This window comes from Thiobacillus denitrificans DSM 12475, assembly GCF_000376425.1.
In the GTDB taxonomy this organism is placed as follows: domain Bacteria; phylum Pseudomonadota; class Gammaproteobacteria; order Burkholderiales; family Thiobacillaceae; genus Thiobacillus; species Thiobacillus denitrificans.
The window spans coordinates 325,420-351,614 of record NZ_AQWL01000003.1 but is presented as its reverse complement, the minus strand read 5'-3'; the positions used below and the strand labels follow the sequence as shown (position 1 = coordinate 351,614).

Annotated in this window: 32 protein-coding genes; 27 read left to right on the top strand and 5 right to left on the bottom strand. The window is 66.0% G+C overall.

The genetic code is table 11. From position 1 onward, the window contains the following. The first annotated feature begins 34 nt into the window (after window positions 1-34). From B059_RS0106400 to B059_RS0106325, 16 genes are all read left to right on the top strand, one after another. Window positions 35-487, top strand: a complete 453-nt coding sequence (locus B059_RS0106400) for a SixA phosphatase family protein (RefSeq protein ID WP_018077421.1) — start codon at window positions 35-37, stop codon at window positions 485-487. Window positions 488-563: 76 nt separating this feature from the next. Next, window positions 564-1,910, top strand: coding sequence for a flagellar basal-body MS-ring/collar protein FliF (fliF, locus tag B059_RS0106395; protein ID WP_038058310.1), 1,347 nt, complete (start codon window positions 564-566; stop codon window positions 1,908-1,910). Further along, complete coding sequence (locus tag B059_RS0106390; RefSeq protein ID WP_018077419.1) at window positions 1,907-2,872, top strand: FliG C-terminal domain-containing protein; 966 nt, start codon at window positions 1,907-1,909, stop codon at window positions 2,870-2,872. Before fliF ends, B059_RS0106390 begins: the two co-directional genes overlap by 4 nt. Then, entirely contained in the window at window positions 2,869-3,468 is a 600-nt protein-coding gene (locus B059_RS0106385; RefSeq protein ID WP_018077418.1) for a flagellar assembly protein FliH, read from the top strand. Before B059_RS0106390 ends, B059_RS0106385 begins: the two co-directional genes overlap by 4 nt. Beyond that, window positions 3,468-4,862, top strand: coding sequence for a flagellar protein export ATPase FliI (gene fliI / locus B059_RS0106380; protein WP_018077417.1), 1,395 nt, complete (start codon window positions 3,468-3,470; stop codon window positions 4,860-4,862). The genes B059_RS0106385 and fliI overlap by 1 nt, the downstream gene beginning before the upstream one ends. Further along, entirely contained in the window at window positions 4,859-5,311 is a 453-nt protein-coding gene (locus B059_RS0106375; RefSeq protein ID WP_018077416.1) for a flagellar export protein FliJ, read from the top strand. The genes fliI and B059_RS0106375 overlap by 4 nt, the downstream gene beginning before the upstream one ends. Beyond that, window positions 5,311-5,781, top strand: a complete 471-nt coding sequence (locus tag B059_RS0106370; protein WP_018077415.1) for a hypothetical protein — start codon at window positions 5,311-5,313, stop codon at window positions 5,779-5,781. The genes B059_RS0106375 and B059_RS0106370 overlap by 1 nt, the downstream gene beginning before the upstream one ends. After that, window positions 5,774-6,118, top strand: a complete 345-nt coding sequence (gene fliO / locus B059_RS0106365; protein ID WP_018077414.1) for a flagellar biosynthetic protein FliO — start codon at window positions 5,774-5,776, stop codon at window positions 6,116-6,118. The genes B059_RS0106370 and fliO overlap by 8 nt, the downstream gene beginning before the upstream one ends. Next, window positions 6,115-6,843: a flagellar type III secretion system pore protein FliP gene (gene fliP, locus B059_RS0106360; protein WP_018077413.1), complete on the top strand. Its 729-nt coding sequence runs from the start codon at window positions 6,115-6,117 to the stop codon at window positions 6,841-6,843. Before fliO ends, fliP begins: the two co-directional genes overlap by 4 nt. Next, window positions 6,843-7,097, top strand: a complete 255-nt coding sequence (locus B059_RS0106355) for a flagellar biosynthetic protein FliQ (RefSeq protein ID WP_018077412.1) — start codon at window positions 6,843-6,845, stop codon at window positions 7,095-7,097. Before fliP ends, B059_RS0106355 begins: the two co-directional genes overlap by 1 nt. A 7-nt stretch (window positions 7,098-7,104) precedes the next feature. Beyond that, a complete protein-coding gene (locus tag B059_RS0106350; protein ID WP_018077411.1) occupies window positions 7,105-7,854 on the top strand; it encodes a flagellar biosynthetic protein FliR in 750 nt (249 codons plus the stop codon). A 94-nt stretch (window positions 7,855-7,948) separates the two neighbouring features. Then, the gene (dapA, locus tag B059_RS0106345) at window positions 7,949-8,839 is read left to right on the top strand and encodes a 4-hydroxy-tetrahydrodipicolinate synthase (RefSeq protein ID WP_018077410.1); all 891 of its coding nucleotides are present in this window, start codon (window positions 7,949-7,951) and stop codon (window positions 8,837-8,839) included. Between the two features lie 27 nt (window positions 8,840-8,866). After that, window positions 8,867-9,967: an outer membrane protein assembly factor BamC gene (gene bamC, locus B059_RS0106340; protein ID WP_018077409.1), complete on the top strand. Its 1,101-nt coding sequence runs from the start codon at window positions 8,867-8,869 to the stop codon at window positions 9,965-9,967. Window positions 9,968-9,983: 16 nt separating this feature from the next. Continuing rightward, a complete protein-coding gene (locus B059_RS0106335) occupies window positions 9,984-10,742 on the top strand; it encodes an MBL fold metallo-hydrolase (protein ID WP_018077408.1) in 759 nt (252 codons plus the stop codon). A 54-nt stretch (window positions 10,743-10,796) separates the two neighbouring features. Continuing rightward, entirely contained in the window at window positions 10,797-12,176 is a 1,380-nt protein-coding gene (locus B059_RS0106330; RefSeq protein WP_018077407.1) for a DEAD/DEAH box helicase, read from the top strand. Further along, window positions 12,173-12,514, top strand: coding sequence for a DUF3301 domain-containing protein (locus tag B059_RS0106325; RefSeq protein WP_018077406.1), 342 nt, complete (start codon window positions 12,173-12,175; stop codon window positions 12,512-12,514). The genes B059_RS0106330 and B059_RS0106325 overlap by 4 nt, the downstream gene beginning before the upstream one ends. Before the next feature lie 45 nt (window positions 12,515-12,559). Here B059_RS0106325 and B059_RS0106320 read toward each other — a convergent pair whose 3' ends face one another. The 3 genes from B059_RS0106320 to msrB all read right to left on the bottom strand — a co-directional run bounded on the left by B059_RS0106320 (window position 12,560) and on the right by msrB (window position 14,692). Beyond that, on the bottom strand, window positions 12,560-13,498 hold the full coding sequence (locus B059_RS0106320) for an MBL fold metallo-hydrolase (protein WP_018077405.1): 939 nt from the start codon (window positions 13,496-13,498) through the stop codon (window positions 12,560-12,562). A gap of 84 nt (window positions 13,499-13,582) precedes the next feature. Beyond that, complete coding sequence (locus B059_RS0106315) at window positions 13,583-14,287, bottom strand: ferredoxin--NADP reductase (protein WP_018077404.1); 705 nt, start codon at window positions 14,285-14,287, stop codon at window positions 13,583-13,585. Between the two features lie 3 nt (window positions 14,288-14,290). Beyond that, window positions 14,291-14,692, bottom strand: coding sequence for a peptide-methionine (R)-S-oxide reductase MsrB (msrB, locus tag B059_RS0106310; RefSeq protein ID WP_018077403.1), 402 nt, complete (start codon window positions 14,690-14,692; stop codon window positions 14,291-14,293). A 311-nt stretch (window positions 14,693-15,003) separates the two neighbouring features. Here msrB and B059_RS0106305 point away from each other — a divergent pair, with 311 nt between their 5' ends. The 4 genes from B059_RS0106305 to B059_RS0106290 all read left to right on the top strand — a co-directional run bounded on the left by B059_RS0106305 (window position 15,004) and on the right by B059_RS0106290 (window position 18,823). Further along, window positions 15,004-15,423 carry a rubrerythrin family protein gene (locus B059_RS0106305; protein WP_018077402.1) on the top strand — a complete coding sequence of 140 codons (420 nt, stop codon included), beginning with the start codon at window positions 15,004-15,006 and terminating at the stop codon, window positions 15,421-15,423. Window positions 15,424-15,608: 185 nt separating this feature from the next. Continuing rightward, window positions 15,609-16,940, top strand: coding sequence for a heterodisulfide reductase-related iron-sulfur binding cluster (locus tag B059_RS0106300; RefSeq protein WP_018077401.1), 1,332 nt, complete (start codon window positions 15,609-15,611; stop codon window positions 16,938-16,940). 23 nt (window positions 16,941-16,963) lie between these two features. Beyond that, the gene (locus B059_RS0106295) at window positions 16,964-17,548 is read left to right on the top strand and encodes a DUF3501 family protein (RefSeq protein ID WP_018077400.1); all 585 of its coding nucleotides are present in this window, start codon (window positions 16,964-16,966) and stop codon (window positions 17,546-17,548) included. Between the two features lie 63 nt (window positions 17,549-17,611). Further along, window positions 17,612-18,823 carry an SAM-dependent methyltransferase gene (locus tag B059_RS0106290; protein ID WP_018077399.1) on the top strand — a complete coding sequence of 404 codons (1,212 nt, stop codon included), beginning with the start codon at window positions 17,612-17,614 and terminating at the stop codon, window positions 18,821-18,823. 38 nt (window positions 18,824-18,861) lie between these two features. On the opposite strand, the gene B059_RS0106285 is transcribed toward B059_RS0106290, so the two are convergent. Beyond that, window positions 18,862-19,779 carry a LysR family transcriptional regulator gene (locus tag B059_RS0106285; RefSeq protein ID WP_018077398.1) on the bottom strand — a complete coding sequence of 306 codons (918 nt, stop codon included), beginning with the start codon at window positions 19,777-19,779 and terminating at the stop codon, window positions 18,862-18,864. 117 nt (window positions 19,780-19,896) lie between these two features. On the opposite strand from B059_RS0106285, the gene B059_RS0106280 reads away from it, so the two are divergent. The 3 genes from B059_RS0106280 to B059_RS0106270 all read left to right on the top strand — a co-directional run bounded on the left by B059_RS0106280 (window position 19,897) and on the right by B059_RS0106270 (window position 22,084). Next, window positions 19,897-20,550 (top strand): FMN-dependent NADH-azoreductase, encoded by a 654-nt coding sequence (locus B059_RS0106280; RefSeq protein ID WP_018077397.1) that lies wholly within the window; start codon window positions 19,897-19,899, stop codon window positions 20,548-20,550. A gap of 50 nt (window positions 20,551-20,600) precedes the next feature. Continuing rightward, complete coding sequence (locus tag B059_RS0106275; protein WP_018077396.1) at window positions 20,601-21,458, top strand: pirin family protein; 858 nt, start codon at window positions 20,601-20,603, stop codon at window positions 21,456-21,458. 221 nt (window positions 21,459-21,679) lie between these two features. After that, window positions 21,680-22,084, top strand: a complete 405-nt coding sequence (locus tag B059_RS0106270) for a DUF2784 domain-containing protein (protein WP_211206886.1) — start codon at window positions 21,680-21,682, stop codon at window positions 22,082-22,084. Here the strand turns inward: B059_RS0106270 and B059_RS0106265 are convergent. Continuing rightward, complete coding sequence (locus B059_RS0106265) at window positions 22,057-23,004, bottom strand: cation diffusion facilitator family transporter (RefSeq protein WP_018077394.1); 948 nt, start codon at window positions 23,002-23,004, stop codon at window positions 22,057-22,059. The genes B059_RS0106270 and B059_RS0106265 overlap by 28 nt on opposite strands. A gap of 111 nt (window positions 23,005-23,115) precedes the next feature. Between B059_RS0106265 and B059_RS0106260 the strand changes: the two genes are divergently transcribed. Genes B059_RS0106260 through B059_RS0106245 form a run of 4 tightly spaced genes read left to right on the top strand, consistent with a single transcriptional unit; the run spans window position 23,116 to window position 26,193 of the window. Then, a complete protein-coding gene (locus B059_RS0106260) occupies window positions 23,116-23,613 on the top strand; it encodes a CNP1-like family protein (protein ID WP_018077393.1) in 498 nt (165 codons plus the stop codon). Next, the gene (proB, locus tag B059_RS0106255) at window positions 23,610-24,734 is read left to right on the top strand and encodes a glutamate 5-kinase (protein WP_018077392.1); all 1,125 of its coding nucleotides are present in this window, start codon (window positions 23,610-23,612) and stop codon (window positions 24,732-24,734) included. The genes B059_RS0106260 and proB overlap by 4 nt, the downstream gene beginning before the upstream one ends. Further along, entirely contained in the window at window positions 24,731-25,327 is a 597-nt protein-coding gene (locus tag B059_RS0106250; RefSeq protein ID WP_018077391.1) for a histidine phosphatase family protein, read from the top strand. The genes proB and B059_RS0106250 overlap by 4 nt, the downstream gene beginning before the upstream one ends. Further along, a complete protein-coding gene (locus B059_RS0106245; protein ID WP_018077390.1) occupies window positions 25,324-26,193 on the top strand; it encodes a cobalamin-binding protein in 870 nt (289 codons plus the stop codon). The genes B059_RS0106250 and B059_RS0106245 overlap by 4 nt, the downstream gene beginning before the upstream one ends. Window positions 26,194-26,195: the final 2 nt, after the last annotated feature.

The window sequence follows — 26,195 nt, the reverse complement described above, 5'->3', positions numbered from 1 at the left end:
ACGATTCGGGGCCGGGCATTGTGAGGGAACTAAAATGGACCTGATTTTGTGGCGGCACACCGAGGCGGAAGACTCCCTCCCTGATGCCGCCCGCGAACTTACCGGCAGGGGCCGCAAGCAGGCGGCGCGCATAGCCGACTGGCTCAATCCGCGATTGCCGCCGGATATCCGCATCCTGACCAGTCCCGCCACCCGCGCCCGGCAAACTGCGCAGGCACTGGGGCGTGAATACGAGGAAGTGCCGGCATTGGCGCCCGGTGCCGACGCTGCGGACGTGCTGGCCGCAGCGGGTTGGCCGGATGCGGCCTATCCGGTACTGGTCGTCGGCCATCAACCCACGCTGGGGCAGGTGGCGATGCAGTTGCTGGCCGGGCAGGCGGGTGATCTGGCGGTGAAAAAGGGCGGCATCTGGTGGTTCCAGAGCCGTGAGCGAGCGGGGCAGGTGCAGGTGGTGTTGCGCGCTGTGGCGGCGCCTGACTGGTTATAATTCCGCGGGTGACCACCCAACCCATCAAGCGTGAGGCAAACCCGGTGACCCCGACAACGCAGACGAGGTGCGTGCAGTGCCGGGTTGGCTGAGCAGTCTGCGCGACCTGATCGCCGACGCGAGCCCATTGCGCCGCTTCATGCTTGCCCTGCTGGTGCTGCTGCCGCTGGCCGCGCTGGCTGCCGCCTATCTGTGGTTCAACCCGCCCGCCTACCGCGTGCTGTACACGCAGCTGTCCGATCGCGCGGGCGGCGAGGTCATCGGCGCGCTCGAACGACTCGACATCCCCTATCGTCTGTCCGCCGCCGACGGCACCATCGAAGTGCCGTCCGGAGAGCTGCATGCAGCACGCTATCGTCTGGCTGCATTGGGTCTGCCCAGAACCGATGTCGATGCGCAGGATGAGATCGACCGTTCTCCCCGCTTCGGCGCCTCGTCGCTGCAGGAACAGCAGCGCTACCAGCGCGCGCTCGAGATCGACCTGGCGCGCTCGATCCAGAAGCTGGAAACGGTCGAACTGGCACGGGTCCACCTCGCCCTGCCCAAGGTCTCGCCGTTCCTGCGCGATGCGCCGCCCGCCACCGCTGCGGTGCTGGTGCGGCTGCGTCCGGGCGCCCGGCTGGATGCCGGGCAGGTCTCGACGATCCAGACGCTGGTGGCCGCCAGCGTGCCGCGCCTGAAGCGCGCCGAAGTGCAGGTGTTCGATCCGCGCGGCGTCTTGCTGGGCGGCGTGGTTCCCGAAGCCGCACAGTCGCAGCGTCTGGTGCTGGAGCAGGATCTGGCGCGACGCGCGCTGGCCGTGTTGACGCCCTGGCTGGGCGCAGACCGTGTCAGCGTGCAGGTGACCGCGACGCTGGCGGACAGCGAAACCCGGCAGACGGTCGAGCGCGTGCGCAATGTCGTGGTGGCCGGCCAGGCGCGCCCGCTGGAGAAGACCGTGCGCACCACGCGCGTTCCTGAAGGCCGCGTCCAGCGGATCAATGCCATCGTGATTCTGGCGTTCGACGCCAGCGCCGGCGAACTCAGGCGTGCCGGGCAGCTGGCGCGCCAGGCGCTGGGCCTGCTGCCGGCGCGCGGCGACAGCCTGAGCGTGTATGCGCTGCCTGCAGCGGCGCCCAAGGCGCAGGCCGGCGTTGCCGATTCGCTTCCTCCCGCGCCGGCACCCGGCCCGATCCCGCGGGTGCAGCCGGCCAGCCTGCCGCCGGGTACGCAGAGCTCATTCCGTTTTTCGCAATGGCCGCTGGCCGCTGCCGCGGCGACCCTGGCCGTGCTCGGCGTGGCGGGCTGGCGGCGTATCCGCCGGGCACCCGCCAGTGAAATGCAGACGGATGATTTCGACGCCGAACTGGATGCGATCCGCAGCCAGGTGCTGGCCGATCCGCGCGTGGCGGCGGATGTCATCAGGCTGTGGATGCGCGCATGAGCCAGGCCGGGATCGCAAAATCCGCCGCGCTGCTGCTCGCCCTGGGCGAGGAGGCCACGGCGGCCGTGCTGCGTTACCTGAGTCCGCTGGAAGTGAGCCGCCTGGGCAGTGCCATGCGTGAACTGGAAATGCTGCCGCGCGAACGCGTGCGTGCCATTTTGCGCGATTACGCGGCCGAAGCGGCCGAACAGACCGGGTTCGCCGCGGACACCGGGCGTTTTCTCGACGAAACGCTGAAGCTGGCGCTGAGTCCAGAACGCGCGCGGTCGATGTTGCAGCGGCTGGGCACCGCGGGCGCGCAGTCGCTGGAAAAACTGGCCTGGCGCGAACCGGCGGAAATCGCCGGTCTGCTGGAGGCGCAGCCGCCGCAATTGATCGCGGTGGTCGTCGCGCGCCTGCCGCGCGACGTCGCTGCCGCCGTGCTCGATCTGCTGCCCGCCAGTAGCCGCGCCGATACCTTGTTGAGCCTGGCGCACAGCGAGGCGCCCAGCCCCGACATGCTGCGCGAGCTGGACGACTGGCTGGCCGGCCTGGAAGTCGCCGTGCCGCCGCCGGGCGAAGCCGCGGTCGCCAGCCTGCTGAGGCAGATGAGCGAGGGCAGCGCCGCCGCCGCCCTGAACCAGCTCGACCGGAACGACGCGGGCCTGGCCGCACGCCTGCGCGTGCGCAATCTCGCGTTCGAGGACCTGGCGCGGCTGCCCGAGGCGGGCCGCAAGACCTTTTTGCGCAATATCGGCGCGCGCACCCTGCTGCATGCACTGAAGGGCAGCGACGGGCGCGTGCTCGACGCGCTCACCGCGGTGATGAGCCCGACCGCGGCGCAGCGCATGCGGGATGATCTCGACACCCTGGGCGCCTTGGCGGTGACCGCGATCCAGGCCGCGCAGGACGATGCCGGCGCCACCCTGCGGCGGCTGGCGGCAGAGGGAGCGATCCCGTTCCCGGAAGAGGAGGCGGCATGAGCACACGCGAAGACACCACCGCATTCGAACAATGGGAGGTGGTGGAACTGGCCACGCCGGCAGGCGAGGCGCCGCCACCGGTCGCGGATGCCGCGGCCGAGCTGGCCGCTCTGCGCGAGGCTGCGCGCGCCGAGGGCTACGCCGAAGGACTGGCCGCCGGACGGGTGGAAGGGGAGCAGGCCTGCGGGCGCATGAAGCTGCTGGCCGAAAGCTTTGCCTCGACCCTCGACAACCTCGATTTTCGCCTCGCCGACATGGTGCTCGAACTCGCGCTCGACGTGGCGCGCCAGGTGGTGGCGGGCGAACTCGCGGCACACCCCGAGCGCATCCTCGACGTGGTCAATCTGGCGCTGAAGCAGATGGCGGAAACCAGCCGCGAGGCGCGCCTGCTGCTGAATCCGGACGACGCCGCGCTGGTGCGCCCGCATCTCGACCAGGTGCTCGACAAGAACCGCCTGCGCATCGTGGAAGACGCGCGCATCGTGCGCGGCGGCTGCCTGATCGAAACCTCGCAAGGCGACCTCGACGCCACGTTGCCGGCACGCTGGCGCCAGGTGGTGCAGGTGCTCGGCTCCAACCTGAACTGGATCGAGTGATGGAGCGTATCGTCCGCCTGCGCGAATACCTGGCCGACTGCCGCCGTGCGGTGGGCTGGGCGACGCCGATCGCCACCAGCGGGCGGCTGACCCGGGTGTCCGGCCTGGTGATGGAAGCGGTGGGCCTGCGCCTGCCGGTAGGCAGCCAGTGCCACATCCAGATTCCCGGCGGGCAGAGCATCGAGGCCGAGGTCGCCGGATTCTCCGGCGACCGCCTGTTCATCATGCCGGCCACCGACATCTACGGCGTGATGCCGGGGGCGCGGGTGATCCCCGACGACCCGCTGGCGGCGCAGCCGCCGCGCCTGGGCATGCGCTATGTGCCGCGGCGCCGCGCGCAGGACCGGGTGCGCCAGGTGCCGGTCGGCGACGGCCTCCTCGGCCGCGTGCTCGACGGCGCCGGCCGCCCGCTCGATGGACTCGGGACACTGTCGCTGGAGCGCCGGGTGCCGCTGTACAGCCGTCCGATCAACCCGCTCGAGCGCGCGCCGATCCGGCAGACGCTCGACGTCGGCGTACGCGCGATCAATGGCCTGCTGACGGTGGGGCGCGGGCAGCGGCTCGGCCTGTTTGCCGGCAGTGGCGTCGGCAAGAGCATTTTGCTCGGCATGATGGCGCGCATGACCGAGGCTGACGTCGTGGTCGTCGGCCTGATCGGCGAACGCGGGCGCGAGGTCAAGGAATTCATCGACCGCATCCTCGGCGCCGAGGGCATGGCGCGCGCGGTAGTGGTGGCGGCGCCGGCGGACCATCCGCCGCTGATGCGGCTGAACGGCGCGGCGTATGCGATGTCGATCGCCGAATATTTCCGTGACCAGGGCAAGCACGTGCTGCTGATCATGGATTCGCTGACCCGCTACGCGATGGCGCAACGCGAGGTGGCGCTGGCGATCGGCGAGCCGCCCGCCACCAAGGGTTATCCGCCGTCGGTGTTCGCCAAGCTGCCGCAACTGGCCGAGCGCGCCGGCAACGGCCGCAGCGGCAGCGGTTCGATCACCGCGTTCTTCACCGTGCTGATGGAAGGCGACGACCAGCAGGATCCGATCGCCGACGCCGCGCGCGCGATTCTCGACGGCCACATCGTGCTGTCGCGCGACCTTGCCGATGCCGGCCATTACCCGGCGATCGACATCGAAGCCTCGATCAGCCGGGCGCAGCCCGACCTGCTCTCCGAGGAGGCGCTGGAACGCGTGCGCCGCTTCAAGTATCTCTATTCGCGCTACATGCGCAGCCGCGACCTGCTCGCCGTCGGCGCCTACGTGCCGGGCGCCGATCTGGTGCTCGACGAAGGGGTGCGGCTCTACCCCGGAATGCAGGGCTACCTGATGCAGGGCGTGCGCGAGCGCGCGCCGCTGGAGGCCGCGCGCGCGGGCCTCGATGAGGTGCTCGGGTGAAGCCGTTTGCCCTGGAGCGGGTGCTGCAGCTGGCGGAGCGGCGCGGCGAAACGCTGGCGCGCGCGGTCAAGCTCGCGCATGGCGTCTGGCTGCGCGCGCGCGGCCGGCAGGTGCAGCTTGCCGTGCTGCGCGACGCTCACATCGCGCAGCTGGCCAGCGAATTGCGCGGCGGCGTGGCGGCGGCGCAATTGCAGGAAATGAATCGTTTGCAGCACGCGCAGGCCGCTGAAATGCAGGCGGCCCAGGACGCCATCGCCGCTGCGTACCGTGACTGGCAGGCGCGGCTGGCCGAATGGATGCAGGCCGAGCAGCAGGTGAAAGCCTTGCGGCTGCTAGAGCAGCGTCATCGGGCCCAGGCCGCCGTCCAGCAGAGACGCATCGAGCAGCGCGCTCACGACGAGCTGGTCGAACTGACACATCGGCGCGATGCCGGCCGCCGGGTGCGCTGATGCGGCTGCTTGAGCTGACGTCCGCCGAAATCGCTTTTCTGACGGCGCATCCCGCGGCGCCCGACCCTTTGCAGGCGCGGCTGACCCGCAAGCTTGCCGCGACGCTGGGCGCGCGTCTGCGTCTGCCGGTTCAGGCGGCAGCGCGGGTACCGGTGGCTGCCGCCGCCGGCGGCGCGCCGGCGGCACCCGACTGGCAACCCGATGCTGCGCTGGCCACCTTATGGTTGACGTGCCGCCTTGGCGGGCGGCGCCCGGGGGCTGCCGCGCCCTTCGTGCCACGCAGCCTGCTGCGCACTCTCGATACCCTACTGGCAGAATGCTGGCTGGATACGGCGGTGGCGCCCACGCTGCCCCCCGCGCTGGCGTGGCACATCACGACCGATCCTGTGCCGGCGACGCTCGCCGTGCAGTTGCCGGCTCACACAACCGATATGACGCGCTGGGCGCGGGAGGTCATCCGGCATGGCTAGATTTGTCGCCGCAGGCGCGTCGCTGCTGATTCCGTTCCCGGCGTTCGCCGCATCCGGCACCGCCAGCAGCATGTTGACGGTGCTGCTGAGCCTGGCACTGATCCTCGGCGGATTCGTCGCGGTGGCGTGGTTCGCCCGCCGCTATCTGCCGGGCATGGGCGCACAAGGCGCGGTCAAGGTGGTGGGAACGACCGCGGTCGGCGCACGCGAACGCGTGGTGGTGGTCGAAGTCGACGACACCTGGCTGCTGTTGGGCGTGGGCGGCGGCAACGTGCGGCTGCTGCATACCCTGCCGAAGCCCGGGCAGGCGCAATTGCCGGCGGAGCACGCGCGATGAAAACGATACTGCTGTTGATCGCGCTGGGCCTGAGCGCGCCGGCCGTGGGTGCGGAAACCAGCGTGCCGTTGCTGAGTGTGACGCCCGGTGCGGGCGGGCAGGTGATCGGAGTGCCGGGCACAAGCCTGCCCTGGCTGCTGCTGTTCCCGTTCCTGCCGGCCTTGCTGCTGGCGTTCACGGCCTTCACCCGTATCGCCGTGGTGCTGTTCCTGCTGCGGCAGGGGCTGGGCAGCCACACTGCGCCGCCGAATCTGGTGCTGATGGGGCTGGCGGTGCTGCTGACGATTTTCGTGATGTCGCCGGCGCTGAAGACCATCAACAGCGAGGCCTATCAGCCTTATCTCTCCGGCGTGCTGACATTCAACGCCGCGGCCGAACAGGCCGCGGCGCCGCTGAAAAGCTTCATGCTGCGGCAGACGCGCGCCGAGGATCTCGATCTCTTCATCGGCGACGACAAGAGCATTAACCCGAAGCAGGCGGATAGCGTGCCGCTGGCCGCGCTGGCGCCGGCCTTTCTCACCAGCGAACTCAAGACTGCGTTCCAGATCGGTTTCATGGTGGTGCTGCCGTTCCTGGTGATCGACCTGGTGGTCGCCGCCGTGCTGACTGCGCTGGGCATGATCATGCTGCCGCCGCAACTGGTATCGCTGCCCTTGAAACTGTTGCTGTTCGTTACGGTCGACGGCTGGCATCTGCTGGTCGGCTCCCTGCTCGGTAGCTTCTGATGGAAGACCTCGCCCGCGACGCGCTCTGGCTGGTGATGCTGCTGGCCGCGCCGGTGTTGCTGGCAGGCCTGCTGACTGCATTCGCCATCAGCCTGTTCCAGGCCGCCACGCAGATTCTCGAACCCACGCTGTCCTTCGTGCCCAAGCTCATCGTCATGCTGATCGTGCTGGCGGTGCTGGGCAGCTGGATGGGCGGCCAGCTGGTGGAGTTTGCGCGCACGCTGCTGACCGATTTTTCTGTTCTCGTCGAATGAGCGGGACATGCCCCTGAGTGAAGCGAGTCTGGCGGCCTGGCTGTTCGCCTTCGCCCGCCTTGCCGGATGGGCGGTATTCGACCCGCTGACCGGTCGCCTGCCGTTGCTGTTGCGCCTGTTCATGGCTGCGGTGCTGGCCGCCGTGCTGACGCCGGGCCTGGCGGTCGATGCGGTCGCGCCCTTCAGCGTGGCCGGCATGCTGGCATTGGGGATGGAGGTCGTCTGGGGCGCGGCGCTGGCGCTTTGCGTGTGGCTGGTGTTTGCCGCGGTGGCCGCCGTGCTGCTATGGACCGGCCACACCGCGAGCGGCGGCCTGCTGACGCTGACCGCCGAGCAGGCCGCCCCGGCGGATGCCGCCTGGCGCGCGCTCGCGGGGTGGCTGGCGGCACTGGCGTTTCTGGGCGCCAGCGGCCATCTGCTGGTCGTCGATGCGCTGCGCGACAGTTTCGCCGCCATGCCGGTCGCCGTCCTGCCCGCTGCGGCCGATCTGCGCCAGCTGGCCGAATCCGCCGGCTGGCTGTTTGCCACCGGCGCGCAGCTGGCCTTGCCGCTGCTGGCGCTGGCGCTGCTGATCCAGCTGGCGTTCGGCATCGTCGCGCGCACCACGCCGGGACTCGACATGTTCTCGGCCGGGCTGGGGATAGCTGCGCTGGGGCTGATGGCGGCCTGGGTATGGGCGGTGCCGCTGGTCGCGCACGGCGTCGGGCTGGGTATCGAACAACTGACCGGCTGGCTTGGCAGGCTCGTTCCGAGATAAAGCCAGGCGTGGCCAGATGGATTAGAATGTTGCGATTTATCGTTACCCCGCCCGGACGACGGCGCGGGCCTGAAATTTAAGCGGCGGAAACAACATGGCAGAAATGAATAGGATCGGAGGAAGCCTGGTTGCGATTGTCACCCCCATGACAGACGATGGCGCGCTCGACCTCGATGCGCTGCGCAGGCTGATCGATTGGCACATCGCAGCGGGAACGGATGGCATTGTCATCGTCGGCACCACCGGCGAATCGCCGACGGTCAGCTATGACGAGCACTGCCTGCTGATCCGCACCACCGTCGAGCAGGCCGCCGGGCGGGTGCCGGTCATTGCCGGGACCGGCGCGAACTCGACCAGCGAAGCGATCGAACTCACCGAATGTGCCAAACGCGCCGGTGCGCAGGCCGGCCTGTCGGTGGTGCCGTACTACAACAAGCCGACGCAGGAAGGCCTCTACCAGCATTACCGGAAGATTGCCGAAGCGGTCGACCTGCCGCTGATTCTGTACAACGTCCCGGGGCGGACGGTGGCCGATCTGGCCAACGACACCACGCTGCGGCTGGCCGAAGTGCCGGGCATCGTCGGCGTCAAGGACGCCAGCGGCAACATCGAGCGCGCGTCGGATCTGCTGCGCCGCGCGCCCGCGGATTTCGCGCTGTACAGCGGCGACGACGCCACGGCGCTGCCATTCATGCTGCTGGGCGGGCATGGGGTGATTTCGGTTACCGCCAATGTGGCGCCGCAACTGATGCACGAGATGTGCGTGGCGGCGTTCGAAGGCAATTTGCCGCGCGCGCGCGAACTCAACAATAGACTGCTGCCGCTGCACAGCAAACTGTTCGTCGAGGCCAACCCGATTCCGGTCAAGTGGGCCTGCGCCGAGCTGGGATTGATCCGGCCCGCACTGCGCCTGCCGCTGACCCCGCTGTCTACCGGTCTGCACGACACCCTGCGTGACGCGATGCGCCACGCCGGTTTGATGTAAGCCCTTTGATTCAGGATCCTTGCCGATATGCGTTTATTCCCCCTGTTTTTGATGCTTGCCCTGACGGCCTCGGGTTGCGGCATCGTGGAATCCAAAAAGATCGATTACAAGTCGGCCAACAAGCTGCCGACGCTGGAAGTGCCGCCCGACCTCACCGCGCCGACGGGGGACAACCGCTACGCGATTCCCGATACCCAGGGCAGCGGCACGGCCACCCTGTCGACCTACAGCCAGGAGCGCAAAGCCACCCCAAGCGGCGCACAAACCCTGCTGCCCGCGCAGGACAAGGCACGCATCGAGCGCGCCGGCAGCCAGCGCTGGCTGGTAGTGCAGGCGACGCCCCAGCAGGTGTGGCCGGTGATCAAGGATTTCTGGCAGGAGACCGGTTTTCTCGTCAATCTGGAATCGCCTGAAACCGGCGTGATCGAAACCGACTGGGCGGAGAACCGTGCCAATATCCCGCAGGATGCGATTCGCCGTACGCTGGGCAAGGTGCTCGACGGCCTGTATTCCACGCCCGAGCGCGACAAATTTCGCACACGCATCGAAGCCGGCAAGGACGGCACCGAGATCTACATCAGCCACCGCGGCATGATGGAAGTCTATGCCACCGAGGGCAAGGACAAGACCGTATGGCAGCCGCGCCCGGCCGATCCCGAACTCGAGGCCGAGATGCTGCGCCGCCTGATGCTGCGTTTCGGGGTGGAGGAAAATCGTGCCCAGACCCTGCTGGCCAAGCAGCAGACACCGGAACAGGCGCGTATCGTCCGCGAAGCCGGAGCCCCGGTGCTGGAAATGGACGAGAATTTCGACCGCGCCTGGCGCCGCGTCGGCCTGGCACTGGATCGCGTCGGCTTTGCGGTGGAAGACCGTGACCGCTCCAAGGGCGTATATTTTGTACGCTACATCGATCCCGACGTCGACAACGCCAGCAAGCGCGACGATGGCATACTGGCCAAATTCGCGTTCTGGCGCAGCAAGAAGGAGCAGACTTCGCCGCAACTGCAGATCGTGGTGAACGAGGCGGGCGACAAGAGCCGGGTCAACGTCAGCGGGGTCGACGGCAAGCCGGTCGATACCAATACGCAGAATCGCATCGTCAATCTGCTGCATAAAGAATTGAAGTGACGCGGGAAGGCGCGTAATGCGGTTTGCCTGCCTAGGCAGCGGCAGCGAAGGCAACGGCCTGGTGGTCGAGGCCGGCTCCACCCGGGTGCTGCTGGACTGCGGTTTCGGCCTGGCCGACAGCATTGCACGGCTGGCGCGGCTCGATCTGCAGGCGTCTGACCTGGCCGGGATCGTCGTCACGCACGAACACAGCGACCATATCGGCGGGGTGGGGCGGCTGGCCCGCAAGCACAGGCTGCCGGTGTGGCTGACCGCCGGCACCCTGGCGATGGCGCAGGATCTCGACGGCGTGGCGGTGCAGGTGATCGACAGCCACGCGGCGTTTGCGGTGGACGGCCTGGAAATCCAGCCCTTTCCGGTGCCGCACGATGCGCGCGAGCCGGTGCAGTACGTGTTCGGCGACGGCGATCGCCGGCTTGGCGTGCTGACCGATGCGGGGTGCAGCACGCCGCATATCGAGGCCATGCTTTACGGCGTCGACGCGCTGGTGCTGGAATGCAACCACGATGCGGAGATGCTGGAGAGCGGGCCCTACCCGGCGAGTCTCAAGCGTCGGGTGGGCGGGCGCTTCGGCCATCTGGAGAACGGCCAGTCGGCGGCCCTGCTGGATAGGCTGAAGCACGAAAAACTTCAATGCGTGATGGCGGCGCACGTATCGAAAAAGAACAACACGTCCGCCCTGGCGCAGCGCGCCCTGGCCCGGGTGCTGGACTGTGCGGACGAAGACGTGCGCGTGGCCTGCCAGACGACAGGCTTCGGCTGGATCCGGATCTAGCCGGCCGGGCGCCTGATCGAACCTAACCGGACCAGAAATTTCACTGGACAGACTTTGACGAATTTTGCTGAACTCGGGCTGGCGCCCGACATCCTGCGTGCCCTCGATGAAATGGGCTATGTCTCGCCGACGCCGATTCAGGAACAGGTGATCCCCCTGGCCCTGCGAGGCGGCGACATCCTCGGCGCGGCGCAGACAGGCACCGGCAAGACCGCCGCATTCGCGCTGCCGCTGATCCAGCGCCTGCTGCCGTTCGCCAACACCGGCACCTCGCCGGCCAAGCATCCGATCCGTGCGCTGATCCTCACCCCCACGCGCGAACTGGCGATCCAGGTCGAGGAAAGCATCAAGACCTATTGCAAGCATGTGCCGCTGCGCTCGCTGGTGGTGTACGGCGGCGTCAACATCAACACTCAGATCCCGATCCTGAAGGCCGGCGTCGAAATCCTGGTGGCGACACCCGGTCGCCTGCTCGACCACGTACAGAACAAGACGCTGATGCTGACCCAGGTCAACACCCTGGTGCTCGACGAGGCCGACCGTATGCTCGACATGGGCTTCATGCCCGACTTGAAGCGCATTGTCGCCCTGCTGCCGGCGCAGCGGGTGAACATGATGTTCTCGGCCACCTTCCCGGAAGAAATCCGCAAGCTCGCCGACAGCATCCTCAATAACCCCGCCTTCATCGAAGTGGCGCGCAACGCTACGGCCGTCACCATCACCCAGGTGATGCACCCGGTGCATCACGAGCGCAAGCGGCAGCTGCTGGCGCATCTGATCAAGAGCCGCGACCTGCGGCAGGTGCTGGTGTTCACCGGCACCAAGCTCGGCTGCAACCGACTTGCCAACGAACTCAACAAACTGGGACTGCATGCCGACGCCATCCACGGCGACAAGACCCAGCAGGAGCGCATCAAGGCACTGGACGCCTTCAAGACCGGCACCCTGCGCGTGCTGGTCGCCACCGACGTCGCGGCGCGCGGCATCGACATCGAGGCGCTGCCCTTCGTCGTCAACTACGACCTGCCGCACAACGCCGAGGACTACGTGCACCGCATCGGCCGCACCGGCCGCGCGGGCGCCCAGGGCGAGGCGATTTCGCTGGTGAGCGAATCCGAAACGCGCTATCTCAGGGACATCGAGAAACTCATCGGCAGTACGCTCGATCCGGTGATCGTTCCTGGCTTCGAGCCGGGTGCGGCGGACGTTCCCGCGTATCAGTCGCGTGCGCCGCGCCAGCCGGAGCGTCACGGCGAGCGCGGCGCCCCGCGCGGCAGGCCCGCCGTTGCGCGCGATGCATTGTTCGATGCCCCCTATGTGCCGAGCGATGCGCCGCTGCTCGACACCGCGCCGGTTCCGCTGCGCCAGCCTCCCAAGAAGCAGGTGGCGGCACTGTTCCGCAGCCCGGTCAAGCCCGACACGGCAGGGCAGTGAGCTGGGAAATCATCCTGCTGGGATTGTTCGGCGCGGCCGGCTGGTACTGGTATGCCGGCATGCAGGCGCGCGAACAGGCTGTCGCCGTCGGTCGACGCGCCTGTGCCGACGCCGGGCTGCAGTTTCTGGACGAGAGCGTGGCCTTGAGCAAAACCCGCTTTGCCCGTAACGGCAGCGGCCAGCTGCAGTTTCAGCGCGATTACCGTTTCGAGTTTTCCGATACCGGCGACAACCGTCGCCCGGGCATGATCCGCATGCTCGGTGAGCGGGTCGAATGGGTGAGCCTCGACGGGGAGTGGCAGCCCGGTCGTGTCGCCAGCGTGACCCGCCTGCACTGATTCTTCGCGGGCACCGCAGCCCGAGGGATGCAGTACCCGCAGGTTTTATTCCTGTTCGATTTCGAGGATCGCCAGACTGATCTGCTGCCCCAGGTTGGTGTCCCACTCCGCCCAGCCCTGGTAGGCCTTGAGTTTCTCGGCGATGACCGGCTTCATCTCGTAGTCGCTCTTGCCTTCGTCGTACATGCGCCGCACTTCCGTCATCAGGATGTCGAAATAGGCCTTCTGTTCCGTGACGAACTCGCGGTCCCCGGTCTTGCCGTGACCCGGCACGTAGAGCGCCATGTTGAGGGCAAGCGCCCGGTCGGTCGCCTTCATTACCCCCTTGAAGGTGCCGTCGCGCAGGTTCATCACCTGGCGGTTCAATACGTTGTCCGCGGTGAACAGGATACGGTCTTCCACCATCTCGATCATCAGGTCGGTCTTGCTGTGCGCGTCGGTCGACGAGTGAATGCGGAAGGTCTTGCCGCCGATCCTGAATTCCTGGCCGTCGGCCGCCTCGATGGTGGGAATCACGGCGCGGGTGCCATCGGTGTAGCCGCCGGTCATGTCCGACATCAGCTGGATCCAGAACGCATCGGCACCATTATGGGCCTGCTTGATCATGTCGGGATGGGCGACGAGCGTGGCTTTGGGCCAGGCTTCCAGGATCGCCTGGTTGCCAAGCCAGTGGTCGCCGTGGACGTGGGTATCGAATACATGGGTGACCGGCTTGTCGGTCGTCTTGCGGATCTGGGCTACCACCATGCGGCCGACCTGTACGCTGGAACCTGGGTCGATCACCACCACCCCATCGGCGGTGACGATCCAGGCCGGATTGTTCATGAAGCTCTGGTTGGCTGCCGACGGCAGGCCTTGCGGGCCATGGATGACATAGGTTCCCGCCGCGACCTCTTGAGGCGGGTAGGAGCGGACGACGTCATTGGGGCCGGCCATTGCCGACGTGCAGAAAGCCATGGCGGCGAGCAGGGAAAAGATACGCATGAGGGGTCTCCGTTCAGGTTGAGAGGTTAAACATACACAGGCCGGGTGGTTTCCTTAATAGTCGAATCGGGCCATCTCCGGTGGCTACCACCACTTCTCGAAAATGATGCGGTTCATCGGCACGCCCAGATTGTGCAGCATGACGCTCATGTCCTCGACCATGCCCTTGGGGCCGCACAGGTAATACAGCGTGTCGTCCGGCACGTCGAGCGCGTGCAGCTTGACCGGATCGATGCGGCCGGTGAGGCCGTGCCAGCGGGGGTCGGACTGGGTGACGGTGATGCTCGCATGCAGGTTGGAATGTGCCTGAATCGCGGCATCGAGTTCGTCGCGGAACAGGATTTCGCGGCTGTCCGATACGCTGTAGACCAGGTGCACGCGGGTCGAAAGGCGGACATCGCGCACATGGCGGAAGATGGACAGCAGTGGCGTGACGCCCACGCCGCCGCCGATCAGCACCACGTTGTCGCTCATTTCGGGAAGGTAGACAAACGGCCCCTGGCCCTGCGATACGCGAACGGTGTCGCCTGTTCGCGCATGCTCGTGCACCCAGCGTGCCACCGGATGCCGTGCGCTGGCCTTGATCGCCAGTTCGATTCCGCCCCGATGGATGGGCGAGGTGATGATGGAATAGCCCGCAGTGTGGGTCATCCCGTCGGCCTCGATGCTGAGGTCCACCCATTGGCCCGGCAAAAAACGGAAGGCGGCATCGGGGATGGCAAGGTGCAGGACGCGGATGCTGGGCGTGGCGGACGTGATCGCCGTGATCTGCGCATCGAAGATATGCAAGGTTCAGTCCTGTTTTTTCTGGAAGTTCAGCGAGGCCGAATTGATGCAATAGCGCAGGCCGGTAGGCGCGGGGCCGTCCGTGAAGATGTGCCCGAGATGCGAACCGCAGCGGCGGCAGAGTGCCTCGACGCGCGTCATGCCGTGGCTGGTGTCGGTCTTTTCCGCCACCGCGTCGGCGTTCAGCGGCTGGAAAAAGCTTGGCCAGCCGCTGCCTGAATCGTACTTGGTGGCAGAGGAAAACAGGGGTTCGCCACAGGCGGCGCAGCGGTATTCACCGGTTTCGTGATGATCCCAGTATTGCCCGGTGAACGCCCGCTCGGTACCGTGTTCACGCAGGATGCGGTATTGCTCGGGTGGCAGTTCGGCACGCCATTCGGCGTCGGTCTTGGTTTTGTCAAAGCTCATGGCGAATCTCCGGTAGAGAATGAGTGTAACTGCAAGCGGCAACACGTCGATGCATGCCCATGATGGTGTAAAGGTTTCCGGTTGTCCTATGCTGAGTAGACTGTTCGGAAGCCCCTGTTTCGAATGAATGCGCGAGTGAGGTTGACACTGTCATCGTGGCGGGTTTATCCTTCGTTCAGGTATTAGACTAAGTCTAAAAACCGTATTCTATCCACTGGCCGGCCTGCTGAGTAGTGCTAGCAGGACGGGTTGAAGCGGGATGGATCGTCAGTGCTGCAAAGCATGTTTATGTCAATCAAGGAGATCAGGTTATGCAACTCAAAGGCTCGAAAACCGAAGAACATCTGAAAGCCGCCTTCGCCGGCGAATCGCAGGCCAACCGCCGTTACCTCTATTTCGCAGGCAAAGCCGACGTGGAAGGCTACAACGACGTTGCCGCCGTGTTCCGTTCCACCGCCGAAGGCGAAACCGGCCATGCGCACGGCCATCTGGAATACCTGGAAACCTGTGGCGACCCCGCCACCGGCATGGCCTTCGGCCCCACCGCCGACAACCTGAAGACCGCGATCGCGGGCGAAACCCACGAGTACACCGACATGTACCCGGGCATGGCCAAGGATGCACGTTCGGAAGGCTTCGACGAAATCGCCGACTGGTTCGAAACGCTGGCCAAGGCCGAGCGTTCGCACGCCAACAAGTTCCAGAAGACCCTGGACAGCCTGGGCGCGTAAATCGCCCGTGCACGGGGTGGGCTTGCCCGCCCCGTTCAAGGCTTTATCCGCGAAGGACGCGAAGAGGCGCGAAGCGAGGCAAACGGCGATTGATCAAATGTCGCCTCCATTGCTTCAGGTTTTCTTCGCGTCCCTTCGCGTCCTTCGCGGACAAATTTTTTCAGTTTTCACAAGCAAGGATCGCCATGAGCACTCGTGAAGGCAACCTCGAAGCCCCCACCCGTCATCCGCTCGACTGGAAAACCCCGGATTTCTACAACGAGGGCAAGCTCATGCATGAGCTTGAGCGCATTTTCGACATCTGTCACGGCTGCCGCCGCTGCGTGTCGCTGTGCACCGCGTTTCCGACCCTGTTCGACCTGATCGACGAATCGTCGACGATGGAAGTGGACGGCGTCGCCAAGGCCGACTACTGGAAGGTGGTCGACGAGTGCTACCTCTGCGATCTCTGCTACATGACCAAGTGTCCCTACGTGCCGCCGCATCCGTGGAATCTGGATTTTCCGCACACCATGCTGCGCGCCAAGGCGATCAAGTTCCGGCAGAGCGGCGCCAGTTTTCGCGACAAGCTGCTTTCCAGCACCGACATGATGGGCAAGCTCGCGTCGATCCCGGTGGTGGTGCAGGCGGTGAACGCGAGCCTGAAGAGCAAGCCGATCCGCAAGCTGGTCGACGGCGTGATGAAAATCCACCCCGACCGCCAGTTGCCCGAGTACGACAGCGCGAAATTCCGCGCCACCGCCCGGCCGCGCAGCGACTTCGCGGTGAAGGCCGGCGAGAAGACGCCCGGAAAGGTGGCGATCTATGCCACCTGCTACGTCAACTACAACGAGCCCGGCATCGGCCACGATCTGCTGAAGCTGCTGGCGCACAACGAGATTCCCGCCGTGCTGGTGGAGAAGGAAGCCTGCTGCGGCATGCCCAAGCTGGAACTGGGCGACCTCGACGCCGTGGCGCGGCTAAAGGAAATCAACATCCCGCATCTGGCCAAGCTGGCGCGCGAAGGCTATGCGATCCTCACCGCGGTGCCTTCGTGCACCCTGATGTACAAGAAGGAGTTGCCGCTGATGTTCCCCCACGATGCCGACGTGCAGGCGGTCATGGAAGCGATGTGGGATCCGTTCGAATACCTGATGGCGCGCAACGTCGACGGTCTGCTGAAGACCGATTTCAAGCGTCCGCTCGGCAAGGTGTCCTACCATGTTCCCTGCCACCAGCGCGTGCAGAACATTGGCAACAAGACACGCGACGCGCTGCAACTGGCCGGCGCGACCGTGAACATGGTCGAGCGCTGCTCGGGCCACGACGGCACCTGGGGCGTGAAGAGCGAACATTTCGCCAAGTCGATGAAGATCGGCAAGCCGGTGTTCCGCCAGATGGCCGAGCCGCAGCCCGATTATGTGAGTTCCGACTGCGCGATCGCCGCGCGTCACATCCTGCAGGGCATGGGCGAAACGGCCACCGCGCAGAAGCAGCACCCGATCACACTGCTGCGCATCGCCTACGGCCTGGAATGAATCGTTGAGCAAGGAGAATACTTATGCCGCAGATCACCCGTGACAGCCTGCTGACCCTGGAGGGCTACGCCAAGGCGCGTCCGCAAATGCGTGCCGAAGTGATGGCGCACAAGAAAAGCCGTATGGTCGAGCTGGGCGCCCACGTCACGCTGATTTTCGAAGACGAGAAAACCATGCGCTACCAGATCCAGGAAATGCTGCGCGCCGAGCGCACCTTTGAGGAGGCCGGCATCCAGGACGAGCTCGACGCCTACAATCCGCTGATTCCGGACGGCACCAACTGGAAGGCGACGATGATGATCCAGTATTCCGACCCGGACGAGCGCAAGATCGCGCTGGCGAAGCTCAAGGGGATCGAGGACCGCGTGTGGGTGCAGGTGGCCGAGCAGGCGAAAGTGTTCGCCATCGCCGACGAAGACCTGGAACGCGAGAACGAGGAGAAAACCTCGGCGGTGCATTTCCTGCGTTTCGAGCTCGACCCTGCCTCGATCGCGGCCGCCAAGGCCGGCAGCCCGGTTCGCATGGGCATCGATCTCGCTGCCTATGCAGTGGAAGCGACAACGCTGGCGGAAAACACCCGCGCAGCGCTGGCGGTGGATTTGGCCTAAAGTCATTAGTCAGGCGGTAAAACCACAACAACAACGTGCCGCCGTCTTTGAGAGGAAGGCACGATGCTGAATCAATTGCTGGTTCATCAACTGCGGCGGCGGGTGGAGGCCTCGGGTCTGCCGTTCGCCGTCGAATTGTGGAATGGCGAGCAGGTGGGTGCTGTCGCCGAAGCCGTGGTGCGGGTGCGACTGCATCGGCCATCCAGTCTCAAGGCCATGGCCGACCCCAGTCTGGGCGTGCTGGCGCGGGCCTATGTGGAAGGGGGGCTGGATCTCATCGGCGACGTTCGTGACATCCTGGCGCTCGGCGACCGTCTGTGCAACGCCGGCGACTGCGCACCGAAAATCGGCTCGGAGGGCTGGAAGTGGTGGCGCCACACGCGGGCCAGGGACCGCAGGAACATCCAGTATCACTACGACGTTTCCAACGATTTCTATGGCCTGTGGCTGGACCGCCGGCGGATCTATTCGTGCGCCTACTTCAGGCAGCCGGACATGAGCCTGGACGCCGCGCAGGAAGCCAAGCTCGACCACATCTGCCGCAAGCTCGACCTTCATCGCGGCGAGCGCTTTCTCGATATCGGCTGCGGCTGGGGCGGCTTGATCCTGCATGCGGCGGAACGCTACGACGTGCGGGCAGTGGGCATCACCCTGTCGGATGACCAGCATGCCTACGTCAGCGAACAGATTGCCGAGCGCGGCCTGGGCGGCCGGGTCGAGGTGCGCAAGATGGACTACCGCGACATGCACGAACCGGACGGCTACGACAAGATTGCCAGCGTCGGCATGTTCGAACATGTCGGGCGTGCGAATCTCGCTGCGTACTTCAACAAGATCATGGACCTGCTCAAACCGGGCGGACTGCTGCTCAATCATGGCATTACCGCTGCCGCAACCGAATCCGGCGGACTTGGCAGCGGGATCTCCGAATTCATCGACGATTATGTTTTTCCCGGCGGCGAACTGGTGCACGCCGCCGACGTGCTGCGTGCCGCTGCAGACAGCGGTCTCGAATGCCTCGACGCCGAAAACCTGCGCCCTCATTACGGCACAACCCTGTGGCACTGGGTCACCCGGCTGGAGCAGCATGCAGACGAAGCCCGCCGCCTGATCGGCGAACAGAAATACCGTATCTGGCGCATCTACATGGCGGGTTCGGCCCATGCCTTCGATCATGGCTGGCTGGAACTGTGGCAGGTGCTGGCGGGCAAGGGCGTCGGCGGCAGCCAGCCCAATTATCCGTTCAGACGGGATTACATCTATCGCGGCGAGTGAGCCCAGCCGTGCATGCGGGAGAGCGGTCGGGCGCGTTTTCAGACCGGGCCGGCGCGGTCCCAATAGGGTTCGCCCGCCAGGCGCTCCGCCACGAAGTCGATGAAGGCCCGCACCCGGCTGGAAAGATGGCGCGTCGGCGGATAGACCGCGTAGGCCGAGAGTTCCGGCCAGGCATGATCGGACAGTACCCGCACCAGCTTGCCCGAGCGCAGCGCCTCATGAATATAGAAGGTGGGGTGCAGGATCAGCCCTTCGCCCGCGATGGCGGCGCGGATAAGGAAGTCGCCGCTGCTGGCCGCCAGCCGAACCGGCACCCGCACGCTGCCGGGCCGTCCGTCCGGCCCGCGGTAGGACCACAGACCCGGGTCGCTCAGGTTGCTGTAGACGAGGCAGGCGTGATGAACCATGTCAGCCGCAACGCTCGGGATGCCGTGCCGTGCGAGGTAATCCGGGCTGGCGCAGACTGCGTGGCGGATCGGCGCCAGGCGGCGCGCGATCAGGCTGGAATCGGCCAGCGTGGCGATGCGGATGGCGAGGTCGAAGCCTTCCTGCATCAGGTCGACCTGGCGGTCGTTGAAGTCCAGCTCGAATTGCACGTCAGGATGCTGCGCCATGAAGTCCTGGATGAGCGGGGCCAGGTGCAGCAGGCCGAATGCATGCGGCAGCGCCACCTTGAGCCTGCCCTTGAGTGCCCGGTGGGCCTGGGATACAGCGGCTTCCGCCTCGTCCAGGTCGGCCAGGATGACGACGCAGCGATCGTAATAGGCGCGGCCGCTGTCGGTCAGGTTGAGCCGGCGCGTGGTGCGATGGATGAGGGAAGCGCCAAGGCGCGATTCGAGTTCCGCCAGGCGGCGGCTGACGGCCGACTTGGCCACGCCCAAGCGCTCGGCCGCGGCGCTGATGCTGCCGGTTTCCACCACGCTCACGAACATGTGCATGTCGCCAAATCGGTCCATTAGTTGCTTTATAAAGAACAATTATTTCCAATTCTTGGCCTTTATTCTTCTATTTGCAAATTCGACAATGACTTCAGGGTGCCAATCGGGCATCGGACCGCACAGGAGATCATCGTCATGCAAGCAAGCCAATCCATTTCCCCTACTACCAAACTGCGCGTGCTGCGCATCGATGCCAGCGCCCGCGGCGAGGGTTCCGTCAGCCGCCAGCTCGCCGACCAGATGCTCGATGAACTGGGTGAGCGCATGCCCGGCCTGACGCTAGTCCGGCGCGATGTGGCACCGGGCCTGCCTCTGGTCGACGCTGCCTGGGTCGATGCCAACTTGACCGACCCCGAGGCGCGCACGGCAGCCCAGCGCCAGGCCCTGGCAAGATCGGACGAACTGGTGGGCGAACTGATGGCGGCCGACGTGCTGGTGATCGCCACGCCCATCTACAACTTTGGCGTGCCGGCCAGTCTCAAGGCCTGGATCGACCAGGTCGCGCGTGCCCGGCTGACCTTCCGCTACACCGAATACGGACCGGAAGGCCTGCTGACCGGCAAGAAGGCCTATATCCTCGCGGCCAGCGGCGGCACCGAGGTCGGCAGCGCCATCGACTTCGCCACCCCCTGGCTGAAATTCGTGCTGGGTTTCCTCGGCATTGCCGACCTCGAGGTGATCGCCGCCGACCGCGGCATGGCACGCGGCGACACCGCGCGCCAGCAGGCATCCGAACGCATCACCCACGTGCTGGAGCGTGACTGGCCGGCACTCGCCGAGGCGGTTTGAAATCCGGACCGAGTCGGACCATCATGCTTAGGCAGAGCAAGGAGGTTTCCATGAACACACGCCCCATTCGCCAGCTTGTCCCCGCCTTCGAAGTGACCGAAGGCGCCGGGGTCACCGTTCATCGCAGCATAGGCACGCCGGCACTGAAGAACCTGGACCCCTTCCTGATGCTCGACCACTTCGGTAGCGACAATCCGGATGAGTACATCGCCGGCTTTCCGGAGCACCCGCATCGCGGCTTCATCACCTTCACCTACATGCTCGACGGCCATATGGAGCACCGCGACAGCATGGGCAACCGCGGCGACCTCAAGGCCGGCGGCGTGCAATGGATGAAGGCGGCCAGCGGCGTCATCCACTCCGAAATGCCGCAGCAGACCGATGGCCTGATGCGCGGCTTCCAGCTGTGGATCAACCTGCCGGCCCGCGACAAGATGTCCGATCCGGCCTATCAGGAGTTCTCCTCGGCGGCGATTCCCGAGGTGGCGCTGGACGCCGGCCGGGTGCGGGTGCTGGCGGGCGAATTCGGCGGCGTGCGCGGCGTCATCGAGGACTCCGCCACCGATGTCCTCTATCTCGACGTCACCCTTGCCGCCGCGGCGCGTTTCAGTCTTCCGCTGAGCGGGACGCGCAATGCCTTCGTCTATGTTTTCGAGGGCGCCGCGCGCCTGGCAGAACAGGAGTTGAAGACGCACAACCTGGCCGTGCTGGGGGCCGGCGATACGGTGGACATCGTGGCAGGCGAGGAGGGCGTCCGCCTCATCCTGGTGGCAGGCCGGCCGATCGGCGAGCCGGTGGTGCAGTATGGCCCCTTCGTCATGAACACCCGCGAGGAAATCGAGCAGGCTTTCGCGGATTATCGTGATGACCGGCTGGTGCGGACGCGGGCGGCGATGAGCGGACATTGAATGGCGCATTCGCAAGACCCGAGATAGCCGCAACGGCACGATTGTCCGTTCATCTTTCCCGGCGTTGATTGCACTGGCCGATCCGCTTCGCGCGCGAGGTGGCGCTGCCGCAGCTGCCAGCACTACAGAGTGCCGCCGAGGCGCAAGCATCGCATGGTTCGTGCCGTTCGAATGGATGAAGGGAGAAAACGCATGGCAGCCCCGGCTTCCCGGCGATGAGCATGGCCGCCATGCTCGCCGACGCAGTGGTGGTCGTGCACCTGCTTTTCGTCGCCTTCGTGGTGGCGGGCGGGTTTCTCCTGCTGCGCTGGCCAAGGCTGGCCTGGCTGCATCTGCCAGCCGCCGCCTGGGGCGCATTCATCGAATTCAGCGGCGGGATCTGCCCGCTCACGCCATTGGAAAATCACCTGCGCGTCATTGGTGGAGGCAGCGCTTACGACGGCGATTTCATCGAACGCACCCTGCTGCCAATCCTGTATCCGGGGCATCTGACCCTGCCGCTCCAGCAGGTGCTGGGCGGGGTGGTCGTGGGGGTGAATCTGGTGGCATATGCGCTGGCTTACCGGGCCTGGCGCCGCAAGGCCCGAGTGCGGCAGGCTCAATCCGTCCGGCGATCCAGTTCCTGATCCGCCAGGGAGACGGGGTCTTCCCGCGGCTCCAGATGCGTGGTGATGTGGGCGTAGGGGATGGCTTGCCGGATGTCGGCTTCGATGCGTTCCGAGCAGTCATGCCCCTGCTGGAGCGTCCAGGTTCCAGGCATCATGACATGCAGGGTGATGAAGGCCCGGGCGCCAGCCTGGCGCGTGCGCAGGGCATGGAATTCCAGCCCCTGCCGGCGGTAGCCGTCGAGTATGGCTTCGATGGCCCTGATTTCTTCCTCGGGGAGGGAAACGTCCATCAGGCCTGCGGCGGAGCGCTGCAGCAGATGCCACCCGGTCCATACGATATTCAGGGCCACCAGCAAGGCGATCACCGGATCGAACCAGAGCCAGCCGGTCGCCCATACCAGCCCGACTCCCGCAATGACGCCTGCGGACGTCCAGACATCGGTGAGCAGGTGGTGGGCGTCGGCTTCCAGGGTGATGGATTTGTATTTGCGGCCGACCCCCATGAGGGTGCGCGAGGTGATCAGGTTGATCACCGATGCGGCCACCGACACCACTAGGCCGATCCCTACCGCTTCGAGCGGCTGCGGGTTCAACAGGCGCTCGATAGCGGCATACGCGATGCTGACAGCAGCAATGAGGATGAGAAAACCCTCGAATGCGCTGGAGAAGTACTCTGCCTTGCCGTGGCCGTGCGCATGATTGTCGTCGGCCGGCTGGGAGGCCAGCGACAGCATGGCCAGCGCCATCATCGCGCCGGCCAGATTGACGAAGGATTCGAGCGCGTCGGACAGCAGGCCGACCGAGCCGGTGAGCCACCAGGCCCAGCCCTTGAGCAGGATGGTGGCGAGGGCCGCCGCGATGGAGAGCCAGGCGTAGCGTTTGAGGGAGGCGGGCAGCATGTCGATTTTCAGCGGGAATGATCCAGTCCGGATTTTCATGCCCCGTTTCATTGCGGGCACTGAATTTTATCCCAGCCCGTGCCCCCGGCATTTCTCGCCGCGCCGATCTTTCCTGCAGACATCCTGCGGCCGAATCAATAAAATGCCGGCATGAAAATCCTGTCCGCCCTGCTGTTGTGCCTGCCCCTTGCCGCCCATGCCGCATGGATTGATTTCGAAGGTGAATTCGAACAGGACAAGCCCTGGGCCGAGGTGGCGTCGCAGCTGCCGCCTTACCCCAAGGTCGAGAACCTGATTCCGTTCAAGGTGTCGTCGGCGACGCGCAACAAATTCTTCGTCGACGCCGAATCGATCAGCATCGGCACCGACAACGTGGTGCGCTACGTCGTGGTGGTCGAGGCGGCGGGCGGGGCGAAAAACGTATCCTTCGAGGGCATGCGCTGCGAATCCGGCGAGCGCCGCCTGTATGCTTACGGCCATCCCGGCGGCACCTGGTCGAAGGCGCGCAACGCCGGCTGGGAAAGCATCAAGTTCCGCTCGCTGCTGTCGTACCAGAAAGCCCTGTTCGAGGATCACTTCTGTCCCAACGGACTCCGCGTCCGGGACGCCAGGGAGGCGGTGCAGAATCTGCGGCGGGCGGCACGATGAGCGTTTCGGTCGTCAAACACGCGCGGCGCATCGTCGTCAAGGTCGGTTCCAGCCTGGTCACCGCCGAGGGGCGCGGGCTCGATCACGCCGCGCTGTCGCGCTGGGCCGGGCAGATTGCCGCGCTGACCGCGCAGGGCAAGGAAGTGGTGCTGGTATCGTCCGGCGCGATTGCCGAGGGTATCGCGCGGCTGGGCTGGAAGAAGCGCCCGAAGGCCGTCAACGAATTGCAGGCGGCCGCGGCGGTGGGGCAGATGGGGCTGGTGCAGGCGTACGAATCGATATTCCGCACCTACGATCTCCATGCCGCGCAGGTGCTGCTCACCCACGAGGACCTCGCCGACCGTGCCCGCTACCTGAATGCGCGTTCGACCCTGCGCACGCTGCTGGGGTTGCGCGTGGTGCCGATTATCAATGAGAACGATACGGTTGCCACCGACGAAATCCGCCTTGGCGACAATGACACACTGGGCGCGCTGGTGACCAATCTGATCGAAGCCGACTGTCTCGTCATCCTCACCGATCAGACGGGCCTGTATACCGCCGACCCGCGCCGGGACCCGCAGGCAACGCTGGTGATGGAGGCGCACGCGGGCGATCCCGAGCTCGAACGCATGGCAGGCGGGGCGGGCAGCAGTGTCGGCACCGGCGGCATGCTGACCAAGATTCTCGCCGCCAGGCGCGCGGCCAGAAGTGGCGCACACACCGTGATTTGCTGCGGTCGCGAGGACCAGGTGCTGTTGCGGCTGGCAGCAGGCGAAGCTATCGGCAGTCAACTGATCGCTCGCCAGGCGCCGCTTGCCGCGCGGCGGCAGTGGCTGGCGGATCATCTGCAATTGCGCGGCGGCGTGGTGCTCGACGACGGCGCGGTGCGCGCCTTGCGCGAGGAGGGCAAGAGCCTGCTGCCGGTCGGCGTGAGGGGCGTGACCGGCGAATTCGGGCGCGGTGACGTGGTGGCGGTGGTCGATACCGACGGCCGCGAAGTCGCACGCGGTCTCGCCAACTACAGCGCCAGCGAGGCACGCCGCATCGCCGGCAAGCCGAGCCGCGCGATCGAGGCCGAACTCGGCTACATGGATGAGCCGGAATTGATCCATCGCGACAATCTGGTGGTGCTGGGGTGACCACCACGCTCGATTTGCTGCGCCATGGCGAACCTGTCGGCGGGCGCAGGTATCGCGGCCAGATCGATGATCCGCTGTCGGAAACAGGCTGGGCGCAGATGCATGCGGCGGTCGGCGATACCGCACCATGGACGCGCATTGTGGCGTCGCCGCTGCTGCGCTGCCGTGCATTTGCCGAAACGCTGGCCAGCCGCCACGGTCTGCCGCTGGCCGTGGACGCGCGGCTGAAGGAAGTCGGCTTCGGCGAATGGGAGGGCAGGTCGGCTGCCGAGATCGAGCAGGATGCGCCCGGCACGCTGGCGCGCTTCAAGGCCGATCCGGTCAATGCGCGACCGGCGGGCGCCGAGCCGTTGGCCGATTTCCATGCCCGCGTGGCTGCCGCTTTGGACAGCCTGCTTGAACAGCATGCCGGCCAACACGTGCTGCTGGTGGGGCACGCCGGGGTGATCCGCATGGCGCTGGCGTGGGCGCTGCACATCCCGCTGGAACGCGCCTACCGCATCGAGGTGGCGAGTGCCGGGCTGACCCGCCTGCGCTTCGACGGCGAACACGCGAGCCTGATTTTCCACGGCAGTCCGCGCATCATCCGGTGATCCGCTGCATTGGTCTTCTGTCATGCCTGCTGCTGGCCGCGCCGGTGCAGGCCGCCGCCATCCGCATGGTCGATGACGCCGGACAGATGCTCGAACTCGAGCGGCCGCCGCAGCGCATCGTTTCGTTGACGCCGCATCTCACCGAACTGCTGTTCGCCGCCGGCGCCGGCGCGCAGGTGGTCGGGGTGGACAGCGCAAGCGACTATCCCGAAGCGGTGACAATGCTTCCGCGCGTCGGCGATTACAGCCGCATCAACTTCGAGCGCATCCTGGCGCTGAAGCCGGATCTGGTTATCGTCTGGGTTGGCGGCAACCGCGCGGCCGACATTCACGGCCTGAACAAACTGGGTTTGCCGGTGCTCCACACACAGGCCACCCGGCTCGCCGATGTTGCGCGCCTGCTGCGCCTGATCGGGCAGGCGAGCGGTCACGCCGGGGAAGGCGAGGCGGCAGCGCGGGATTTTTCCGCCAGGCTGGCTGCGCTGCAGGTTCAGGCCAGCCGCCGCCCGCCGGTCGGCGTGTTCTATCAGGTCTGGGACCGGCCGCTGATGACGGTGGGCGGGCAGCACTGGATCAGCGATGCATTGGCGGTGTGCGGGGCGCGCAATGTATTTGCCGACCTGCGCGCCGTCTCCCCGGTGGTATCGCGCGAGGCGGTGCTGCAGCGCGCGCCGGCGCTGATTGTGAGCGGCAGCGATGCGCCCGACGTGCGTCGCCAGTGGCAGCGTTTTGCCGGCCTGCCGGCGGTAAAAAATCAGGCGTTTGTGCGGCTGGATGCGGATCGTCTGCATCGCCCTGCGCCGCGCCTGATCGAGGGCGTGGCCGCTCTGTGTGCGGCGGTGGCGCCCTGGCGCCGGTTGCAATAAGG

Coding starts and splice junctions, on each gene's coding strand:
- B059_RS0106260 (WP_018077393.1), top strand. CDS start 23,116: ATGAAAATCCTGTCCGCCCTGCTGTTGTGCCTGCCCCTTGCCGCCCAT.
- B059_RS0106275 (WP_018077396.1), top strand. CDS start 20,601: ATGAACACACGCCCCATTCGCCAGCTTGTCCCCGCCTTCGAAGTGACC.
- B059_RS0106290 (WP_018077399.1), top strand. CDS start 17,612: ATGCTGAATCAATTGCTGGTTCATCAACTGCGGCGGCGGGTGGAGGCC.
- B059_RS0106265 (WP_018077394.1), bottom strand. CDS start 23,004: ATGAAAATCCGGACTGGATCATTCCCGCTGAAAATCGACATGCTGCCC.
- fliP (WP_018077413.1), top strand. CDS start 6,115: ATGAAAACGATACTGCTGTTGATCGCGCTGGGCCTGAGCGCGCCGGCC.
- proB (WP_018077392.1), top strand. CDS start 23,610: ATGAGCGTTTCGGTCGTCAAACACGCGCGGCGCATCGTCGTCAAGGTC.
- B059_RS0106400 (WP_018077421.1), top strand. CDS start 35: ATGGACCTGATTTTGTGGCGGCACACCGAGGCGGAAGACTCCCTCCCT.
- fliO (WP_018077414.1), top strand. CDS start 5,774: ATGGCTAGATTTGTCGCCGCAGGCGCGTCGCTGCTGATTCCGTTCCCG.
- bamC (WP_018077409.1), top strand. CDS start 8,867: ATGCGTTTATTCCCCCTGTTTTTGATGCTTGCCCTGACGGCCTCGGGT.
- B059_RS0106370 (WP_018077415.1), top strand. CDS start 5,311: ATGCGGCTGCTTGAGCTGACGTCCGCCGAAATCGCTTTTCTGACGGCG.
- B059_RS0106320 (WP_018077405.1), bottom strand. CDS start 13,498: ATGCGTATCTTTTCCCTGCTCGCCGCCATGGCTTTCTGCACGTCGGCA.
- B059_RS0106335 (WP_018077408.1), top strand. CDS start 9,984: ATGCGGTTTGCCTGCCTAGGCAGCGGCAGCGAAGGCAACGGCCTGGTG.
- B059_RS0106385 (WP_018077418.1), top strand. CDS start 2,869: ATGAGCACACGCGAAGACACCACCGCATTCGAACAATGGGAGGTGGTG.
- B059_RS0106300 (WP_018077401.1), top strand. CDS start 15,609: ATGAGCACTCGTGAAGGCAACCTCGAAGCCCCCACCCGTCATCCGCTC.
- B059_RS0106280 (WP_018077397.1), top strand. CDS start 19,897: ATGCAAGCAAGCCAATCCATTTCCCCTACTACCAAACTGCGCGTGCTG.
- msrB (WP_018077403.1), bottom strand. CDS start 14,692: ATGAGCTTTGACAAAACCAAGACCGACGCCGAATGGCGTGCCGAACTG.
- B059_RS0106350 (WP_018077411.1), top strand. CDS start 7,105: ATGCCCCTGAGTGAAGCGAGTCTGGCGGCCTGGCTGTTCGCCTTCGCC.
- fliI (WP_018077417.1), top strand. CDS start 3,468: ATGGAGCGTATCGTCCGCCTGCGCGAATACCTGGCCGACTGCCGCCGT.
- B059_RS0106355 (WP_018077412.1), top strand. CDS start 6,843: ATGGAAGACCTCGCCCGCGACGCGCTCTGGCTGGTGATGCTGCTGGCC.
- dapA (WP_018077410.1), top strand. CDS start 7,949: ATGGCAGAAATGAATAGGATCGGAGGAAGCCTGGTTGCGATTGTCACC.
- B059_RS0106295 (WP_018077400.1), top strand. CDS start 16,964: ATGCCGCAGATCACCCGTGACAGCCTGCTGACCCTGGAGGGCTACGCC.
- B059_RS0106305 (WP_018077402.1), top strand. CDS start 15,004: ATGCAACTCAAAGGCTCGAAAACCGAAGAACATCTGAAAGCCGCCTTC.
- B059_RS0106270 (WP_211206886.1), top strand. CDS start 21,680: ATGGCCGCCATGCTCGCCGACGCAGTGGTGGTCGTGCACCTGCTTTTC.
- B059_RS0106390 (WP_018077419.1), top strand. CDS start 1,907: ATGAGCCAGGCCGGGATCGCAAAATCCGCCGCGCTGCTGCTCGCCCTG.
- B059_RS0106285 (WP_018077398.1), bottom strand. CDS start 19,779: ATGGACCGATTTGGCGACATGCACATGTTCGTGAGCGTGGTGGAAACC.